The 17,685-nt window shown below is 69.4% G+C and carries 13 protein-coding genes; 7 read left to right on the plus strand and 6 right to left on the minus strand.

What is annotated here, in order from left to right; all coding sequences use genetic code 11:
• Positions 1–63 precede the first annotated feature (63 nt).
• Positions 64–393, plus strand: a complete 330-nt coding sequence (locus tag BM009_RS10725; protein WP_093296067.1) for a hypothetical protein — start codon at positions 64–66, stop codon at positions 391–393.
• 96 nt (positions 394–489) lie between these two features.
• On the opposite strand, the gene BM009_RS10730 is transcribed toward BM009_RS10725, so the two are convergent.
• On the minus strand, positions 490–1,779 hold the full coding sequence (locus tag BM009_RS10730; protein WP_093296069.1) for an adenylosuccinate synthase: 1,290 nt from the start codon (positions 1,777–1,779) through the stop codon (positions 490–492).
• 142 nt (positions 1,780–1,921) lie between these two features.
• Positions 1,922–5,284 carry a PAS domain-containing protein gene (locus tag BM009_RS10735; protein WP_254772248.1) on the minus strand — a complete coding sequence of 1,121 codons (3,363 nt, stop codon included), beginning with the start codon at positions 5,282–5,284 and terminating at the stop codon, positions 1,922–1,924.
• Positions 5,285–5,408: 124 nt separating this feature from the next.
• Here BM009_RS10735 and BM009_RS10740 point away from each other — a divergent pair, with 124 nt between their 5' ends.
• Positions 5,409–6,416, plus strand: a complete 1,008-nt coding sequence (locus BM009_RS10740) for a fumarylacetoacetate hydrolase family protein (RefSeq protein WP_093296070.1) — start codon at positions 5,409–5,411, stop codon at positions 6,414–6,416.
• Positions 6,417–6,435: 19 nt separating this feature from the next.
• Here the strand turns inward: BM009_RS10740 and BM009_RS10745 are convergent, their stop codons facing one another.
• Genes BM009_RS10745 through BM009_RS10755 form a run of 3 tightly spaced genes read right to left on the minus strand, consistent with a single transcriptional unit; the run spans position 6,436 to position 11,992 of the window.
• Positions 6,436–6,972 carry a hypothetical protein gene (locus tag BM009_RS10745; RefSeq protein ID WP_093296072.1) on the minus strand — a complete coding sequence of 179 codons (537 nt, stop codon included), beginning with the start codon at positions 6,970–6,972 and terminating at the stop codon, positions 6,436–6,438.
• A gap of 44 nt (positions 6,973–7,016) precedes the next feature.
• On the minus strand, positions 7,017–10,475 hold the full coding sequence (locus BM009_RS10750) for an error-prone DNA polymerase (protein ID WP_254772249.1): 3,459 nt from the start codon (positions 10,473–10,475) through the stop codon (positions 7,017–7,019).
• A 5-nt stretch (positions 10,476–10,480) separates the two neighbouring features.
• Complete coding sequence (locus BM009_RS10755; RefSeq protein WP_254772250.1) at positions 10,481–11,992, minus strand: Y-family DNA polymerase; 1,512 nt, start codon at positions 11,990–11,992, stop codon at positions 10,481–10,483.
• 157 nt (positions 11,993–12,149) lie between these two features.
• On the opposite strand from BM009_RS10755, the gene BM009_RS22595 reads away from it, so the two are divergent.
• Entirely contained in the window at positions 12,150–12,428 is a 279-nt protein-coding gene (locus BM009_RS22595; RefSeq protein WP_093296075.1) for a hypothetical protein, read from the plus strand.
• Positions 12,429–12,656: 228 nt separating this feature from the next.
• On the opposite strand, the gene BM009_RS10765 is transcribed toward BM009_RS22595, so the two are convergent.
• The gene (locus tag BM009_RS10765; protein WP_093296076.1) at positions 12,657–13,370 is read right to left on the minus strand and encodes an ImuA family protein; all 714 of its coding nucleotides are present in this window, start codon (positions 13,368–13,370) and stop codon (positions 12,657–12,659) included.
• A 245-nt stretch (positions 13,371–13,615) separates the two neighbouring features.
• Between BM009_RS10765 and BM009_RS10770 the strand changes: the two genes are divergently transcribed.
• The 4 genes from BM009_RS10770 to BM009_RS10785 all read left to right on the plus strand — a co-directional run bounded on the left by BM009_RS10770 (position 13,616) and on the right by BM009_RS10785 (position 17,685).
• A complete protein-coding gene (locus BM009_RS10770) occupies positions 13,616–14,887 on the plus strand; it encodes a 3-methyl-2-oxobutanoate dehydrogenase (2-methylpropanoyl-transferring) subunit alpha (protein ID WP_093296078.1) in 1,272 nt (423 codons plus the stop codon).
• A 160-nt stretch (positions 14,888–15,047) separates the two neighbouring features.
• Positions 15,048–16,052 (plus strand): alpha-ketoacid dehydrogenase subunit beta, encoded by a 1,005-nt coding sequence (locus BM009_RS10775; protein ID WP_093296080.1) that lies wholly within the window; start codon positions 15,048–15,050, stop codon positions 16,050–16,052.
• A gap of 5 nt (positions 16,053–16,057) precedes the next feature.
• Complete coding sequence (locus BM009_RS10780; protein WP_093296081.1) at positions 16,058–17,383, plus strand: dihydrolipoamide acetyltransferase family protein; 1,326 nt, start codon at positions 16,058–16,060, stop codon at positions 17,381–17,383.
• Between the two features lie 2 nt (positions 17,384–17,385).
• Positions 17,386–17,685 (plus strand): YciI-like protein, encoded by a 300-nt coding sequence (locus BM009_RS10785; protein ID WP_093296083.1) that lies wholly within the window; start codon positions 17,386–17,388, stop codon positions 17,683–17,685.

Raw genomic sequence — 17,685 nt, forward strand, 5'->3', positions numbered from 1 at the left:
AGACTTGTTGGGCATTTGATGGTTAACCTTGTGTTGGCATAATCAACAGAAGGATGCCGTGTAATGTATATCAAGACCATTCTCGCCGCTGCTACGCTGATCGCCGCGCCGGCCGCCTTCGCGCAGCAGACCACGCCGGGCCAGACGACGCCGGGCGGCTCCACCATGGACCAGAGCACCACGCCGGGCCAGCCGTCGACTTCGCCGACCGATCCGTCGATGAATCCGTCGACCACGACGACGCCGGGCGGCACCACCGGCTCGGGCACGATGAACACGCCGAACTCGCCGTCGACCACGACGACGTCGCCGACGGATCCGAGTGCGACCACCACGGACTCGACCATGGGTGACCAGACCGGCGACAAGCCGAAGCGCAAGCGTCCGCGCTAACGAGCGGTAGCTCGGCGCGGGGCCTTTCCCCCTTTCAGCCCCGTGCCTCGAGTTCCGATGCGCCCGGCCCTCCCCCGAGGGCCGGGCGTTTTCGCGTCAATCGGCGAAGGGGTCGCGGACGAGGATGGTGTCCTCGCGCTCGGGGCTGGTCGAGACCAGCGCGACCGGGCACTGGATCAGCTCTTCGACGCGGCGGATGTACTTGATCGCCTGTGCCGGCAGGTCGGCCCAGCTGCGCGCGCCGAAGGTCGACTCCGACCAGCCTTCCATCGTCTCGTAGATGGGCTCCACCGCGGCCTGGTCGGGTGCGCTGGCAGGATAATAGTCGAGCACCTCGCCGTTCAGGCGATAGCCGGTGCAGACCTGGATTTCCTCGAACCCGTCGAGCACGTCGAGCTTGGTCAGCGCGATGCCGGTGATGCCGGAGACCGCAACCGACTGGCGCAGCAGCACCGCGTCGAGCCAGCCGCAGCGGCGCTTGCGCCCGGTGACGGTGCCGAACTCGTGCCCGCGCGTGCCGAGACGCTCGCCCACGTCGTTGTCCTGCTCGCTCGGGAACGGGCCCGATCCGACGCGGGTGGTATAGGCCTTGGCGATGCCGAGCACGAAGCCGACCGCGCCCGGCCCCATGCCGCTGCCGCTCGCCGCGGTGCCCGACACGGTGTTGGACGAGGTGACGAACGGATAGGTGCCATGGTCGATGTCGAGCAGCACGCCCTGTGCGCCCTCGAACAGGATGCGGCGGCCGCGCGAGCGCGCCTCGTTGAGCATCTTCCACACCGGCTGCACGAACGGCAGCACGAAGCCGGCGATACCGCGCAGTTCCTCGACGAGTGCGTCGCGGTCGATCGGCGGCTGGCCGAAGCCGGCGCGCAACGCGTCGTGGTGCGCGGCGAGGCGATCGAGCTGCGGCCCGATCGAATCGAGATTGGCGAGGTCGCACACGCGGATCGCGCGGCGACCGACCTTGTCCTCATAGGCCGGGCCGATGCCGCGGCGGGTGGTGCCGATTTTGCCCGCGCCGCTGGCGTCCTCGCGCAGCGCGTCGAGATCGCGGTGGAAGGGCAGGATCAGCGGGCAGGTATCGGCGATCTTCAGCGTGTCCGGCGTCACGTCGACGCCCTGGTCGCGCAGCTTCTCCACCTCGGCCTTTAGCGCCCAGGGATCGAGCACCACGCCGTTGCCGATCACGCTGGGCGTACCGCGGACGATGCCCGAGGGAAGCAGGGAAAGCTTGTAGACCTTTTCGCCGATCACCAGCGTGTGGCCGGCATTGTGCCCACCCTGGAAGCGGACCACCACGTCGGCGCGCTCGGCGAGCCAGTCGACGATCTTGCCCTTGCCTTCGTCACCCCATTGGGCGCCGATCACTGCCACATTTGCCATGGATACACGTCCTCCGCCTGCCGGGCGGACCCTGGCCGCCCTTCGACAGGACTCGGCGGCAGGGACTGGTCAAACGGACGCGTCGCCCGAAGCCGCGGCGCGAATGGCGAACGCGCGCCCGAAGGTCAAGCCTTTCCTGCCGTCAGCCGTCCAGTGCGGCGCGGATCGCGGTGGCCAGCGCGGCAATGTCGAACGGCTTGGCGAGGATCGCCTCGTCGCTGCTCGCCGCCGGCGAATCGGGCGCATAGCCGCTGGTGAGCAGCACCTTGAGCTCGGGCATCCGCGCGCGCACCCGTGTCGCCAGCTCGCGGCCGCTCATCTCGGGCATCACCACGTCGCTGAACAGCAGCGAGACCTTCTGCCCGCGCTCGAGCAGCCGCAGCGCCTCGATTCCGTCGCGGGCGAAGACCACGCCGTAGCCGAGCTCGCGCAGCGCCTCGACCGAATAGGTGCGCACCCGGTCCTCGTCCTCGACGACGAGGATCACCTCGCTGGGACGCCCCCGCGGCAGTTCGCGCTCGATGCTGCTCGCGCTGGGCGTCGGCACTGCCTCGGGCTGAGCCGGCAACAGCACCCGCACGCAGGTGCCGTGCCCGGGCTCGCTCTCGATCGTGACGTGCCCGCCCGACTGGCGGACGAAGCCGAACACCTGGCTGAGCCCCAGCCCGGTCCCCTTGCCGACGCCCTTGGTGGTGAAGAACGGATCGAAGGCGCGCGCTGCGACCTCGGCCGGCATGCCCACGCCCGTATCGCGAATGCGGATTTCGACGAAGTCGCCCGCGTCGATCTCGTAACGGCCTGCTTCTTCGGCGCCGATTCCCACCTGCTCGGTCTCGATCGTCAACGTGCCGCCCTCGGGCATCGCGTCGCGGCCGTTGACCGCAAGGTTGAGCACGACATTCTCGAGCTGGTTGCGGTCCGCCACCACCGGATCGAGCCGGCGGGCGAACTGCGTCTCGATCACAACGCCTTCGCCGAGCGTGCGCACCAGCAGCTCGATCATCCCGCCGAGCATGTCGTTCACGTCGAGCGCCGTCGGCGCGAGCGGCTGGCGGCGCGAGAAGGCGAGCAGCCGCTGGGTGAGCGCCGCGGCCCGGCTCGCCCCGTCGCGCGCGGCGACGAGATAGCGATCGATATCGGTCCGTCCCTGCGCGACGCGGCGCTCCATCAGGTCGAGCGCGCCGATCACCACCGCAAGCATGTTGTTGAAGTCATGCGCGATGCCGCCGGTCAGCTGGCCCACCGCTTCCATCTTCTGCGCCTGGCGGAGCTGCGCCTCGGCGGCCATCAGCCGCTCGGTCCGCTCGCGCACGGCCGCCTCGAGCTCCTCGCGCGAGCGGGCCAGCACTTCGCGTGCGTCGACGATATCCTGGATGTCGGTACTGGTGCCGAACCAGCGAACGATGCGGCCGGTCTCGTCGCGCAGCGGCTGCGCGCGGCCCAGCGCCCAGCGGTAGATGCCGCTATGGTGCCGCAGCCGATATTCGATGCGATACAGCTCGCCGGTCCGGACGCAATGGTCCCAGGCCGCTGCGGCGCGCCGCTGATCGCCCGGGTGCAGCACCGCGCCCCAGGCATTGCCGTCGGTGCTGCCGCGCTCGACGCCGGTATAGTCGTACCAGCGATCGTTGTAATAATCGACAAGGCCTTCGGCATCGGCCGACCAGACCATGTGGTCGATCGAGTTGGTGATCGCGCGGAACTGCGCCTCGCTCTCCCGCAGCGCCAGCACCGCGTCGGCGCGCTCGACGGCGTCCCAGGTGGTTTCCACCACCGTTTCCACGAACGCAATTTCCTCGGGTCGCCAGACGCGGGGACCGGCGCCATTGGCGTAGAAGGTCGCCACCCATTGCCCGCCGCGCAGCAGCGGCACGCCGATCGCCGACGGCGAAAGCTTGCTGAGTTCGGTGTGGGGGAATTCCGCGCTGCTGTCGTCGAAGGTGACGGTGCGCCCCTGCCGGTACCGCTCGACCAGCGGGGCCACCGCATCCAGCCGCCATTGCCCGGTGAATTTGGGCAGGCTGCCATCGGTCCAGCACGGGCCGAGATGGATCACCTCGCCAGCCACCCGGTAGAAGCCGACCCGCGCCAGCCCCAATCGCGCGCCCAGTTCGGCGGCGGTGAGGTCCATGATCGCCTCGGGCGTTTCCAGCGCGCGCTGACGTTCGGCCAGACCGTGGAGGAAGGTTTGCGCCTCGGTGACGTCGCGCAGATCCTCGGCTGCTTCCTGCGCGGCTTCCTCGGCCAGCTTGCGATCGGTGATGTCGAAGCTGACGCCGGGGAAGCGGACCGGGCGCCCCTCGGCATCGAACGTGCACCGCCCCTGCGTGAGCAGCCAGCGTACCTCGCCATCGGCACGCAGGACACGAAATTCCAGCTTCAGCGGTGTGCGATCGGCGATCGACTGGCGCACCTCCAAGGCGATCCGCGCCCGATCGTCCGGGTGGATCAAGTTCAGGACCGCGTCGAATGCGCCGCCCGTTGCCACGCGCTCCGGATCGATGCCGAACAGCGCGGCGAAGCGCGCGTCGCCGGTCACCCGGCCGCTTGCCGCGGTCCAGTCCCAGGTGCCGATGCCGGTCGATGCATTGAGCGCGAGCTGCAGCCGCTCCTCGCTCCGCCGCAGCGCCTCTTCGGCGGCGGCGCGCTCGGTGATGTCGCTCGCGGCGATGAAGATCCCGGTGCTCGCGCCAAGCGGGTCCTTGACCGGCTGGAAGGTGAAATCGAGGATGCGGCGCTCGGCTGCCGCGTCCGGCCGGCGCTGCAGCATCACGTCGCGGTTGATGGCGCGATAGGGCTCGCCGCTGCGATACACCTGGTCGAGCACCTCCACATAACCCTGCTCGACAACCTCGGGCAGCGCCTCCGCGACGCGTTGCCCCACCACCGCCGCGCGGCCGACCAGTTCGAGATAGGCGGGGTTTGCCAGCACGAAGCGGTGCTCGGGTCCATCGAGCAGCGCGACGGCGCCGGGCGCCTGCTGGAAATAGTCGCGCAGCCGTTCGAGTTCGGCCTGCTTGGCGCGCTCGGCGAGCACGACCCGGGTCGTCTCGTTGCCCTGGTTGAGGATGCCGAGCACCCGGCCTTCCGCATCGCGCACGGGCGTGAAGCTGTAGTTCCACCAGCTGTCGTGCTGCTCGCCGTCCCGCGCCATCCGCAGCAGCTGGTCGTAGACGGCGAAACCGCGGCCGGTGGCGACCACCTCGTCCATCTGCGCACCCACCACGTCCCAGATCTCCGCCCAGACCTCGCTGCCGGGCCGGCCAAGCGCCCAGGGATGCCGATCGGCGGGAATCGGCGACCAGGCATCGTTGTAGAGCAGCCGGAACTCGGGGCCCCAGTAGAGCGCTTTGGGGAAGCGCGAGGCGAGCATCATGTCGACGGTGATGCGCAGCGGCTCGCACCAGGTCTCGGGTGTGCCGAACGGGTGAGCGGCCCAGTCGAAACCGCGGATACGCTCGGCCATCTCGCCGCCATGATCCAGAAAGCGAAGCGGCGCAGCCATGTGCAATTCGTTGATCATGGCCCACCCCGAAGTCAATGCGACTGGGCAAAATACGTAGCAAAGGGTTACGGTTCCGTGGCGCGCGAAGTTGCCCTATGGCGACCGCCGAAGGAGATGGTGTCAAATGAAACTAGCCAGCCTCAAGCAGGGCCGCGACGGCAAGCTCGTCGTCGTCTCGAACGATCTCGCCTGGTGCGCCGATGCCAGCCACATCGCCCCGACACTGCAGGCCGCGCTCGACGATTGGGAGCGGTTGGAGGGCGATCTGCGCAACCTCGCCACCGATCTCGAGCATGAGACCATCCCGATGATGCGCTTCCACGAGCGCCAGGCATCGCCCCCCCTGCCCCGCGCCTACCAATGGGCGGACGGCTCCGCCTATGTGAACCATGTCGCGCTGGTGCGGCAGGCGCGCGGCGCCGAGCTGCCGGAGAGCTTCTGGCAGGATCCGCTGATGTACCAGGGCGGATCGGACGGCTTCCTGGGGCCGCGCGATTCGATCCCGCTGAAGGACGAGAGCTGGGGCTGCGACCTCGAGGCCGAAGTAGTGGTGGTCACCGGAGATGTCCCGCTGGGCGCGACGCGCGAAGAGGGTCTGGCAGCGGTGCGGCTGGTCGGCCTCACCAACGACGTGAGCTTGCGCAACCTGATCCCGGGCGAGCTCGCCAAGGGCTTCGGCTTCTTCCAGTCCAAGCCGGCGAGCGCCTTCTCGCCGGTGTTCGTCACCCCCGACGCGCTGGGCGACTGGTGGCAGGAGGGCAAGCTCCACCGCACGCTGATGGTCGACCTCAACGGCCAGCCGTTCGGCCGGGTGGATGCGGGCGAGGACATGACCTTCGATTTCGGCACACTGATCGCCCATGCGGCGAAGACCCGGGCGCTGGGCGCGGGCACGATCATTGGCTCGGGCACCGTCTCCAACCGCGACGCCGATGGCGGCCCGGGCAAGCCGATCGGCGAGGGCGGCAAGGGCTATTGCTGCCTCGCCGAGGTCCGCACCGTCGAGACGATCCTGCGTGGAAGCGCCGAGACGCCGTTCCTCAAGGCCGGCGACACGATCCGGATCTGGGCGGAAGACGACAAGCACCACCCGCTCTTCGGCACGATCGAGCAGACGGTGGTGGCGGGCTGATCCGGCCGGGCGCGGCGTCCTAGCGGCGGCGCGCCGGCGGGGTGCATGGGGTGGCGGTCAGCCGATAGTCGGCGAACGCCTGCTCCTTGCCCGCGCCGTCGCGCGCCACGATCGTCCACTCCAGCGCCTGCGCCGTGCGCCGCCAGCGATTGACGAAGGTGTCGCTGCCGAAGCGGTAGCGCATCTCGAATCCTTCGGCCTTCGCCTCGCCTTCGCCGGGTGCCGCGAAGGCGCCGCCGAAACTGTCCGCCCAATAGCCGGTGAGCGCACCCGCCAGACGCTCCCCCTTGGCCGGCAGCCAGCCGAAGACGAGGTGCGCGGCGTAGCGATCCGCGGCGTCGGCCGTGGCCACGCTGGTCGTATCGACCGCGATCATCGCCCCCAGCGCGGTCGGTGCCGCGCGGAGCGTGAGGGTGACAGGCTTGCCCATCACGCTGCCACTGCCCTGCCAGCAGCCTTCGATCGCGTGCAGCGCCGCAGGTTGGGGCGTCACGTCTTGGGCCTGCGCAGTCGATACGAGCAGCAGGCCGGATCCGGCCATCAGGTATTTGAGCATGCGTCCCCCCGGAAGATGATGCGGCGAGATAGCGTGTCGCGGCATCAGTGGAAATCGTGCGACTTGATCGGAATGATGTCCTCGCGCCGCGAGGGCCAGCTCTCGGGCGTGCGCTGCTTGGGATAGGCGTGCGCGGGATCCGTCGCGCGGGTGACCTTGCGGTCGCGCGAATCGATCGTGCCGCCGTGCGTCGCGCCGTCGCCGGGCATCGTCATCCGCGGCAGGTCGATCGCGCCGACGCTGCGCAGCAGATCGGTCAGGTCGGTTATCGTCTCGGCGATCAGGTGCAGCACCTCGCCCTCGCGCTGGAGGCGGCCGCGCACCGCGATCATCGGCGCGGCCAGGATAATCGGGCGGTAGAGCGCGAAGCGCGCCGGCCAGACGATCGCATTGGCGATGCCGGTCTCGTCCTCCAGCGTGAGGAAGATGCTCTTGGCGCTGCCCGGCTTCTGGCGGACCAGCACGATGCCGGCCACCTCCACCCGCGCGCCGTCCTTGAGCGTCTTGAGGTCGCCGCAGGGGCGGATGCGCCGCGCGGCGAGCGTGCCGCGCAGGAAGTGGAGCGGATGCGCGCGCAGGCTCAGCTGGGTGGCGCGGTAATCCTCCACCACTTCGCGGCCGGCGGTGAGCGGGGTGAGCGTCACCGCCGGCTCGGCTGCCTGGATGGGCCCTTCGATTCCCGCGAACAGCGGCAGCGGCGCCTGATCGAGCGCCTTGATCGCCCAGAGCGCTTGGCGGCGATCCTGGCCGAAGCAGCGGAAGCCATCGGCCTGGGCGAGCTTCGTCAGCGCGGCGGGAGGGACGCGGGCGCGGCGCCAGACGTCTTCGATCGAGGTGAAGGGGCGTTCCGCGCGCGCGGCGAGGATCGCATCCGCATCGCGGGCGGAGAGCCCCTGCACGACGCGCATGCCGAGGCGAAGGGGAAGCAGCCCAAGATCCTCCCCCAGCTTGCTGGGGGAGGGGGACCGCTCGGCGGAGCCGAGTGGTGGAGGGGCCGCGCCGAAGGCGCGGGTCTTGTTGACCTCGCTGTCCCCCCGCCGCTGGTGCGGCGGCCCCTCCACCATGTGCTGGCGCACATGGTCCCCCTCCCCGAGCTTCGCCCGGGGAGGAATTTCAGGGGCCAGCACCCGCGTATCCCAGTCGCTGTCATTGACGCACACCGCGCGCACCTCGACCCCGTGCTCGCGCGCGTCGCGAACGATCTGCGCCGGCGCGTAGAAGCCCATCGGCTGGGCGTTGAGCAGCGCCGCGCAGAAGATGTCGGGATGGTGGCACTTCATCCAGCTCGACGCATAGGCGATCTTGGCGAAGCTCGCCGCGTGGCTCTCGGGAAAGCCATAGCTGCCGAACCCCTCGATCTGCTTGAAGGTGCGTTCGGCGAAGTCCTGCTTGTAGCCCTTCTCCAGCATCCCGCTGATCATCTTCTCGCGAAAATGGGTGACGCCGCCGGTCGACTTGAAGGTCGCCATCGCCCGGCGCAGCGCATCGGCCTCGGCGGGTTCGAAGCCTGCGCCGACGATTGCCACCTTCATCGCCTGTTCCTGGAACAGCGGCACGCCGAAGGTCTTGTCGAGCACGTCCTTCAGTTCTTCGCTCGGATATTCGACCGCTTCCTTGCCCTCGCGCCGGCGCAGATAGGGGTGGACCATGTCGCCCTGGATGGGCCCCGGCCGCACGATCGCGACCTGGATAACGAGGTCGTAGAATATCTTGGGCTTCAGCCGCGGCAGCATCGACATCTGCGCACGGCTCTCGATCTGGAAGGTGCCGAGCGTGTCGGCTTGTCGGATCATCGCGAAGGTGGCGGGATCATCCTCCTGCATCGCGTCCGAGGCGAGCGTCAGCTTCACCCCCTTGTGCTGCTCCAGCAGATCGAACGCCCGCCGCATGCAGCCGAGCATGCCGAGCCCGAGGATATCGACCTTCATCAGGCCGAGCGTCTCGATATCGTCCTTCTCCCATTCGATCACCCGCCGGTCGACCATCGCCGCCGGCTCGATCGGCACGATCTCGTCGAGATTCGCCTGGGCCAGCACGAAGCCGCCGGGATGCTGCGAGCGGTGGCGCGGCGTGCCGATCAGCTGGCGGGCAAGGTCGAGCGTCAGGGCGAGGCGCGGCTCGCTCGCATCCAGGTTGAGCGCGGCGGCATCGGCCTCGCTCACGCCTTCGTTCGACCAGCCCCAGACCTGCCCGGCGAGCCCGGCAGTGACGTCCTCGGGCAACCCCAGCGCCTTGCCGACCTCGCGCACCGCCCCGCGGGTGCGGTAGCGGCTGACCACGGCGGTGAGCGCGGCATGACGGGCGCCATAGGTCTCGTAGATCCACTGGATCACTTCCTCGCGCCGCTCATGCTCGAAATCGATGTCGATATCAGGGGGCTCGTTACGGTCTGCGGAAAGGAACCGCTCGAACAGCAATTTGTGCACCACCGGGTCGATCGAGGTGACGCCGAGCAGGAAGCAGATCAGCGAATTGGCCGCGCTGCCGCGCCCCTGGCAGAGAATCTCCTGCGCGCGGGCGAAGCGGACGATCGAATGGACGGTGAGGAAATAGGGCGCGTAGCCGAACGTCTCGACCAGCGTCAGCTCCTTCTCGAGCAGCTCGGCATAGGCGGGTGGCGGCCCCCCCGGGAATTTCGCGGCGAGCGCATCGCGGGCGAGCTTGGCCAGCGCCTGCTGTGGGCTGCGGCCCGACATCACCACTTCATCCGGATAGCGATAGAGCTTGCCGAGCTCGCGGGGATTGAAGCTGCAGCGCTCGACAACTGCCTCCACTGCCTGCAGCGCCTCCGGCCAGGCGGCGAAGCGGCGCGCCATTTCGTGCGGGGGCTTGAGGTGCCGATCGGCGCTGCGGGCGCGGCGGAAGCCGAGATCGTCGACCGTGGTGGTGTGGCGGATCGCGGTCATCACATCGTGCAGCATCCGCCGGTCCGGGTGATGGTAGAGTACGTCGCCGGTGGCGAGCGGGGTCAGGCCATGCGCGGCGGCGGCCTCTGTCAGACCATGCAGCCGCACCGCCTCCTGCGGCCGACGATGGCGGGTGAGCGTGACATGACCGCGCTCCCCGAACACATCCGCCATCCAGCGCAGCGCCGCCGGGTCGCCGGCATCCGCCATGCCGGGCACCAGTGCGGCGACGAGGCCGTCGGCATGCCCCGCAACATCCTCCCAATGGAGGAAGCACTGCCCCTTCTCGCCATGCTGCGCATCCGCGCGCGCCTTGCCGATGCTGAGCAGCCGGGTGAGCCGCGACCAGGCGGCGAGATCCTCCGGCCAGACCAGCACCCCGCTGCCGTCGGTCAGGTCCAGCCGGCAGCCGGTGACCAGCCGCACGCCGGTCTCCTCCGCCGCGACCAGCCCGCGCACGATGCCGCCGACGCTGTTGTGATCGGTGATGCCCAGCGCCGGCATGCCGTATGCCGCCGCCGCCTCGAACAGCTCGGAAGGCGCGGAGGCGCCGCGCAGGAAGGAATAATGGCTGGTGGCCTGGAGTTCGCTGTACATGGGCGTCACCCGAACAGGCCGTGCAGGTACCAGCTGAGATCGCCGGTCACGCTGCGCTCGCCATCGCCCTGGCGGAACAGCCAGTAGCGGCGGCCGCGTTCGTCCTCGACGCGGAAATAGTCGCGCGTGGCATGGGTTTCGGCGGCGCGCTTCCACCATTCGCCATGGATGCGCTCGGGTCCGTCGGCATGGACCACCTCGTGCCGCTCGCCCCGCCAGGTGAAGCGGCGCGGCGGCTGATCGGGCAGCGCCGCAACGACATGGTCGAGCCGCTCGGGCCGGCGGAGCAGGCGGATGGGACGCGGCCAGTCCGGGTGCCAGGGCGGCAGGGGTGCATTGCGATCGAGCTTTCGGACATCGTCGGCCTTGAGCGGCGGGGCTTCGCGCTCGGGCGGGTCGAGTGGCGGGAGCGCTGCGGCCGAGCGTTCGGGCACGTCGCTTTCCACCGGCCGCATTCGCCACAGCCGGGCCATGCCGATCCGCGTCGCCAGCGTGTCGATCAGCGGCGCGAGATCGGGCACCGTCTCGGCATCGAGCCGCTCGTCGACCGGCAGGCTCCCAAGCGGTTCGCTGCGCAGCAAATGCAGCGTCATCGCGTCGAGGCCATAGCCGGGTTCGATCTGGTCGATGCGGCGGGCGAGCAGGCGGAGCAGATGCGCGGGGTCGCGGCTGGCGCGGGCGAGGCCGATCCCGATTCGCTGCGGCACGCCGTCGACCCGGTCGGCGACCAGCCCGATGCGGCGCGCGCCCTGCCCCGCCTCGGCCAGCGCTTCGGCGAGCCGGTGGACGAGATCGCCCAGCCAGTGGGCGATCGCCTCGGGGGTGGCGATCGGTTCGGCGAAACGCTGGGTGACCGCGATCGGCTCGGGCGGGGTGACGGGGGTGACCGGCTCCGGGATGCGGCCCAGCGCCTGGTCGAGCCGCGCGGCAATGACCGTGCCGAAGCGGCGGACCAGCGGCGCGCGGGGAAGCGCGGCGAGCTGGCCGATGCTGTCGACGCCGAGCCGGTGAAGTAGGTCGAGCGCGTCGTTCTCCAGGCGGAGCGCTTCGACCGGCAGCGGGGCAAGCCAGGCGCCATGCTCGCCGGGCGGGCAGCAGAGCAATGTCTCGGGGCGGAAGCGCGCGAACGCCGAGGCGGCGCCGGGCGTATCGGCGACGGCGATCTTGCTGGCAAATCCCAGCCGGGCGAGAAGCGCATGCAGCCGGCGCAGCATCCTGGCCTCACCGCCATGGAGATGGGCGACGCCGGTCAGGTCGAGGAACAGCAGGTCGTCGCCGGCAAGCGTGACGCTGGGCGACCAGCGCCGGGCGAGGCTGTGCGCCAGCCGTTCGAGATCGCCGCGGTCGCCCTCCGGGTCGGCGGGGTCGATGCGGAGTTCGGGCACCAGCGCACGGGCCTGGGTGAGCGCCATGCCGATGCGGATGCCCGCAGCCATGGCGGCGGGGCAGGCGGCGGTGACTTCGCTGCGGCTGCCGGTGCGGCGGGAGAGGACGCGGGGAGCCTCCTCGACATCCACCAATGTCGCCTGCGTTTGGCTCCGGTGCTCCCCCCGTACCCCATCGTCATCCCCGCGCAGGCGGGGATCCATTCGCCGTGCCGTCGCGGTTCCATCTGCAACCGACGAGTCAATGGATCCCCGCCTGCGCGGGGATGACGAAGGAGGGGTAGCGGGGGTGGGCGCAGCAACGGTCGGCGCAGCCGCGCGCGACGCCAGCGGCAGCCGCACCACCCCGCCCGCCATCGCGCCGCCCTCGTCGGGCCGCATCCGCTTGAAGGCATGCTCCGCCGCCTCGCTGCGCCGACCGAGCTCGCGCATCGGCGGCCGCTGGTGCGGCGGGAGGGCGGCGATGGCGGCATCGCGCGCGGCACGGGCCCAGCGCGCGCCCGGCCGCCAGCCGCCGCCGCGCTGGACGGAACAGGCTGCTTGCTGTTCGGCCGAGGCAAGCGCCTGAACGGAAGCGAGACGCTCGTCGCCTGCGCACCCCTCCCGCTTGCGGGAGGGGATGGGGGAGGGACTGACGTGGAAGAAGCGCTGTACCGTTTCAGCCCCTCCCCCGCCCCCTCCCGCAAGCGGAAGGGGAACGCCGGTGGTTGCGGAATCCGCCATCTTGTCGTCAGCCCTTCCCGTAAGCGGAAGGGAAACAGAAGGCACAGTGTTCGTGGAAAGCACCCGGCCCCGCTCAGGCGGCGGCAGCGCGCGCCGCTCGGCCCGCCGCACGCGGTCGAGCGACCAGTGGGGCAGGAAGAGCGCAGCGACCCGTTGCATCGCAGGCCTCCACCAAGAGTTGGAACGATTCCCCCCCACGTTGCCGCGCCAGCGACACGTCCCAGCGCGGCCGGCCGACGCCCTCCACCGGCAGCGGCGCCGAGGGCGCGCAGCCGATCCGCCAGCGCGTCACCGCGGCGGACGGTGCGCCCAGCGGATCGCTCCCCTCGCGGGCATGGCGCTTGAGCAGCAGCGCGATCGTGCGGCCCCCCTCGGCCACCAATTGCAGCCGCCGCGTGGCCGGCATGCCGAGCCGCTTCACTTCACCGATCACCGCACCCAAGCCCCGGTGCCGCAGCCCCTCCTCCATGATCGCGAGCAGTTCGTCGTCGTCGCGCGCCTCGGCATAGATCACCCGCTTGGGATCGAGCCCGACCTGCGCCAGCCCGGGGGCGAACAGGTCGCGCCGCCGGACCACCCACAGCACCGGACCCCAGCAGCGCGCGGCGACTCCACCCAGAAAGGTGGTGGCGGCGCAATCATCGGTCAGGTCCGGCGTCGCGCCCGAAATCTCGTGCAGCGCATCGAGCCGCAGTCCGCCGTCCGCCAGCTTCGAATCGAGCCGCTCCAGCCCGAACGGCAGCACCGGGCGCCGACGGAATCCGGTGCCGTCGATGGCGCTGAGCATTGCGCGCAACTGGTCGAGAGTGGCAGGATCGGGCACGGCGACTCGCTCGGGGTTGATGACAGGTCCGACTCGTTCGTTCCTATTTTGTTCCAATCCGCCACGGAGTCAATCGGACTTCGGACCCCAAATTTTTAGGCCAGCCCTGCTGCCCCATCTCGACAGGCGCGTTGAAATTTTATAACACGGTCGCGCAATTCGAGTCCGTGCGTTGTCCGTGGCGACACGGCCGTATTTATGGAGAGACCATGACGGTGGACGCCCCGCGCGCCAACCTGCCGCCCCTATCGCTGCACGTGCCCGAGCCGCGCTTTCGCCCCGGCGACGAGGCCGATTTCAGCGATCTCGCCGTGCCCCCCGCCGGCGCCGCGCGCCGCCCGGACACTGCCGAGCCGGCCGATCGCTTCCACGAACTCGCCTATGGCCTGGTCCGCGTCCTCGATGACGCCGGCAACGCCGTCGGCCCCTGGGATCCGCGGCTCGATGCCGAGGCGAAGCGCAAAATGCTGCGCAGCATGGCGCTCACCCGCGCGTTCGACGAGCGCATGTTCCGCGCCCAGCGCCAGGGCAAGACCAGCTTCTACATGAAGTCGACCGGCGAGGAGGCCGTGTCGGTCTCGGCCGCGCTGGCGATGGCCGGCGACGACATGTGCTTCCCCAGCTATCGCCAGCAGGGCATCCTGATCACCCGCGGCTATCCGCTGGTCGAGATGATGAACCAGATTTACTCCAACCGCGGCGATCCGCTGCAGGGCCGGCAGCTGCCGATCATGTATTCGTCGAAGGAAACCGGCTTCTTCTCGATCTCCGGCAACCTCGCCACCCAATATCCGCAGGCGGTGGGCTGGGCGATGGCGAGCGCGGCGCGCGGCGACACCCGCATCGCCGCCACCTGGTGCGGCGAAGGCTCGACCGCGGAAGGCGACTTCCACTCGGCGCTGACCTTCGCCACCGTCTACCGCGCCCCGGTGATCTTCAACGTCGTCAACAACCAGTGGGCGATCTCGAGCTTCTCGGGCTTTGCGGGTGCCGAAGCGACCACCTTCGCGGCGCGGGCAATCGGCTATGGCATCGCCGGGCTGCGCGTCGACGGCAATGACGCGCTCGCAGTTTATGCCGCCACCCAATGGGCGGCCGAGCGCGCGCGGACCAACCAGGGACCGACGCTGATCGAGCATTTCACCTACCGCGCCGAAGGCCACTCCACCTCGGACGATCCCAGCGCCTATCGCTCGGCCGGCGAGACCAATGCCTGGCCGCTCGGCGATCCGATCCGGCGGCTGAAGGATCATCTGATCGGCCTCGGCGAATGGGACGAGGAACGCCAGGCGGCGATGGACCTCGAGCTCGCCGAGACGGTAAAGCGTGCGCAGAAGGAAGCCGAGAAGAACGGCATCCTCGGCCACGGCATGCACCAGCCGTTCGAGACCATGTTCGAGGGCGTCTTCGAGGAGATGCCCTGGCACCTGAAGGAACAGAGCGACCAGATGATCGCCGAGCGCAAGGCGGCCGGCATATGAGCGGCGTGGATATGCAGCAGGTCACCCTCACCCTTCCGCGCCTTCGGCGCTCCCTCCCTCTCCCGATGGGAGAGGGAAGGGGCCCATCGCGCAGCGATGGGAAGGGTGAGGGTGGCCGCGCCCTGTGCTCCGGAGGTGCAGCATGAGCGGCGCCCCCCGGATGAACATGATCCAGGCGATCAACTCCGCCATGGACGTGATGATGGAACGCGACGACCAGGTCGTCGTGATGGGCGAGGATGTCGGCTATTTCGGCGGCGTGTTCCGCGCGACCGCCGGGCTCCAGGCCAAATATGGCAAGACACGCGCCTTCGACACGCCAATCACCGAGATCGGCATCATCGGCGTGGCGATCGGTATGGGCGCCTATGGCCTGCGCCCCGTGCCCGAGATCCAGTTCGCCGATTACATCTACCCGGCGCTCGACCAGCTCGTGTCGGAAGCAGCGCGGCTGCGCTATCGCTCGAACGGCGACTTCACCGCGCCGATCACGGTGCGCTCACCCTATGGCGGCGGCATCTTCGGCGGGCAGACGCACAGCCAGTCGCCCGAGGGCATCTTCACCCATGTCTCGGGCATCAAGACGGTGATCCCGTCGACGCCCTATGACGCCAAGGGCCTGCTGATCGCCGCGATCGAGGACAACGACCCCGTCCTCTTCCTCGAGCCCAAGCGCATCTATAACGGCCCGTTCGACGGCCATTATGATCGCCCGGCCAAGAACTGGACCGCCCACCCCGCGAGCGAAGTGCCCGAGGGGCATTACCGCGTCGAACTCGGCAAGGCCGCCACGGTCCGCGAAGGCGAGGCGGTGACGATCCTCTGCTACGGCACGATGGTGCACGTGGTTGCCGCGACGATCGAGGAACTGGGCGTCGATGCCGAGATCATCGACCTGCGCACTTTGGTGCCGCTCGACATCGAAGCGATCGAAGCCTCGGTCAAGAAGACCGGTCGCTGCATGATCGTCCATGAGGCAACGCGCACCTCCGGCTTCGGCGCCGAGCTTTCGGCCTTGGTGCAGGAGCGCTGCTTCTACCATCTCGAAGCGCCGATCGCCCGCGTCACCGGCTTCGACACGCCGTATCCCCACAGCCTCGAATGGGCCTATTTCCCGGGTCCCGTGCGGATCCGCGAGGCGCTCAACAAACTCCTCAAGGACTGACGCCCATGGCTCGTTTTACCTTTCGTCTGCCGGACATCGGCGAAGGCATTGCCGAGGCCGAGATCGTCGCCTGGCACGTGAAGATCGGGGACCGCGTCGAGGAAGACCAGCAGGTCGCCGACATGATGACCGACAAGGCCACGGTGGAGATGGAATCGCCCGTCTCCGGCGTGGTGGTCGAACTCGCCGGCGAAGTGGGCGACCAGGTGCCGATCGGGTCGGCGCTGATGGTGATTGAGGTCGAGGGCGAGGCGGAAGCGCCGGCCGAGGTGGAGACGCCCGTCGAGGAACAGGTCGAGGCGGAGAATCCGGGCGTCGAGGAATCTGTGAGCGCTGAAGCCAGCGCTCCCCTCCCGCTTGCGGGAGGGGCCGGGGGTGGGCCCTCGCTCACCACCAGCGATGCACCCGCGGATGCCGGGGGCCCACCCCCCAGCCCCCTCCCGCACGCGGGAGAGGGAGCGCAGGAGACCAAGATTCTCGCCTCCCCCGCGGTCCGTGCCCGCGCCGCCGACCTCGGCATCGACCTCGCACAGGTGAAGCCCGCCGAGGGCGACCGCATCCGCCACGCCGACCTCGACGCGTTCCTCCGCTATGGCAGCGCGCAGGGCTATCACGCGCCCCACGCCTCCCGCGCCCGCGAGGATCAGCCGGTGAAGGTGATCGGCATGCGCCGCCGCATCGCCGAGAACATGGCCGCCTCGAAGCGCGCCATCCCGCACTTCACCTATGTCGACGAGATCGACGTCACCGCCCTGGAAGCGATGCGCGGCGACCTCAACGAACACCGCGGCCAGCGCCCCAAGCTGACCATGCTGCCGTTCCTGATCGTCGCACTCTGCCGCACCCTCCCCGACTTCCCGATGCTCAACGCCCGCTATGACGATGAGGCCGGGGTGGTCACCCGCCATGGCCGCGTCCATCTCGGCATGGCGACGCAGACCGATGCCGGGCTGATGGTGCCGGTGATCCGCGATGCGCAGGACAAGAATGTCTGGCAGCTGGCGAGCGAGATCACCCGCCTCGCCGAGGCCGCGCGCACGGGCAAGGCGAAGTCCGAGGAGCTGAGCGGCTCCACCCTCACCGTCACCTCGCTCGGTCCGCTCGGCGGCATTGCGACGACGCCGGTGATCAACCGGCCGGAAGTGGCGATCATCGGCCCGAACAAGATCGTCGAGCGCCCGATGTTCCGCGGCGACGACATCGTCCGCGCCAAGCTGATGAACCTGTCGATCAGCTGCGACCACCGCGTCGTCGACGGCTGGGATGCGGCGAGCTTCGTCCAGGCGGTGAAGAAGCTGCTAGAGACCCCGGTCCTGCTGTTCGCCGACTGACCGTGGCGCATTTCCTGCTCCGCTACACGCTGGCGCCCGATTATCTCGCGCGCCGGGGTGCGCTTCGGGAGGCGCATCTGGCGCTGGCCTGGGCGGCGGCGGATGCAGGCACGCTGCTGCTGGGCGGCGCGGTGGGTGATCCGCCGGAAAGCGCGCTGCTGCTGTTCGGCGATGCCGCGGCAGCCCGCGCCTTTGCCGAGAAGGATCCCTATGTGACGGACGGGATCGTCGCGCACTGGGATGTCGTCCCTTGGACCACCGTCGTCGGCGCGGAGGCGGCGAACCCGATCCGTCCGGCCTGA

It is taken from the genome of Sphingomonas sp. NFR04 (assembly GCF_900114095.1).
Lineage (GTDB): Bacteria > Pseudomonadota > Alphaproteobacteria > Sphingomonadales > Sphingomonadaceae > Sphingomonas.

Bases quoted from the DNA above. Each gene is read 5' to 3' on its own strand.
- BM009_RS10725 (WP_093296067.1), top strand. From the start codon at position 64: ATGTATATCAAGACCATTCTCGCCGCTGCTACGCTGATCGCCGCGCCG.
- BM009_RS10730 (WP_093296069.1), bottom strand. From the start codon at position 1,779: ATGGCAAATGTGGCAGTGATCGGCGCCCAATGGGGTGACGAAGGCAAG.
- BM009_RS10735 (WP_254772248.1), bottom strand. From the start codon at position 5,284: ATGGCTGCGCCGCTTCGCTTTCTGGATCATGGCGGCGAGATGGCCGAG.
- BM009_RS10740 (WP_093296070.1), top strand. From the start codon at position 5,409: ATGAAACTAGCCAGCCTCAAGCAGGGCCGCGACGGCAAGCTCGTCGTC.
- BM009_RS10745 (WP_093296072.1), bottom strand. From the start codon at position 6,972: ATGCTCAAATACCTGATGGCCGGATCCGGCCTGCTGCTCGTATCGACT.
- BM009_RS10750 (WP_254772249.1), bottom strand. From the start codon at position 10,475: ATGTACAGCGAACTCCAGGCCACCAGCCATTATTCCTTCCTGCGCGGC.
- BM009_RS10765 (WP_093296076.1), bottom strand. From the start codon at position 13,370: ATGCTCAGCGCCATCGACGGCACCGGATTCCGTCGGCGCCCGGTGCTG.
- BM009_RS10770 (WP_093296078.1), top strand. From the start codon at position 13,616: ATGACGGTGGACGCCCCGCGCGCCAACCTGCCGCCCCTATCGCTGCAC.
- BM009_RS10775 (WP_093296080.1), top strand. From the start codon at position 15,048: ATGAACATGATCCAGGCGATCAACTCCGCCATGGACGTGATGATGGAA.
- BM009_RS10780 (WP_093296081.1), top strand. From the start codon at position 16,058: ATGGCTCGTTTTACCTTTCGTCTGCCGGACATCGGCGAAGGCATTGCC.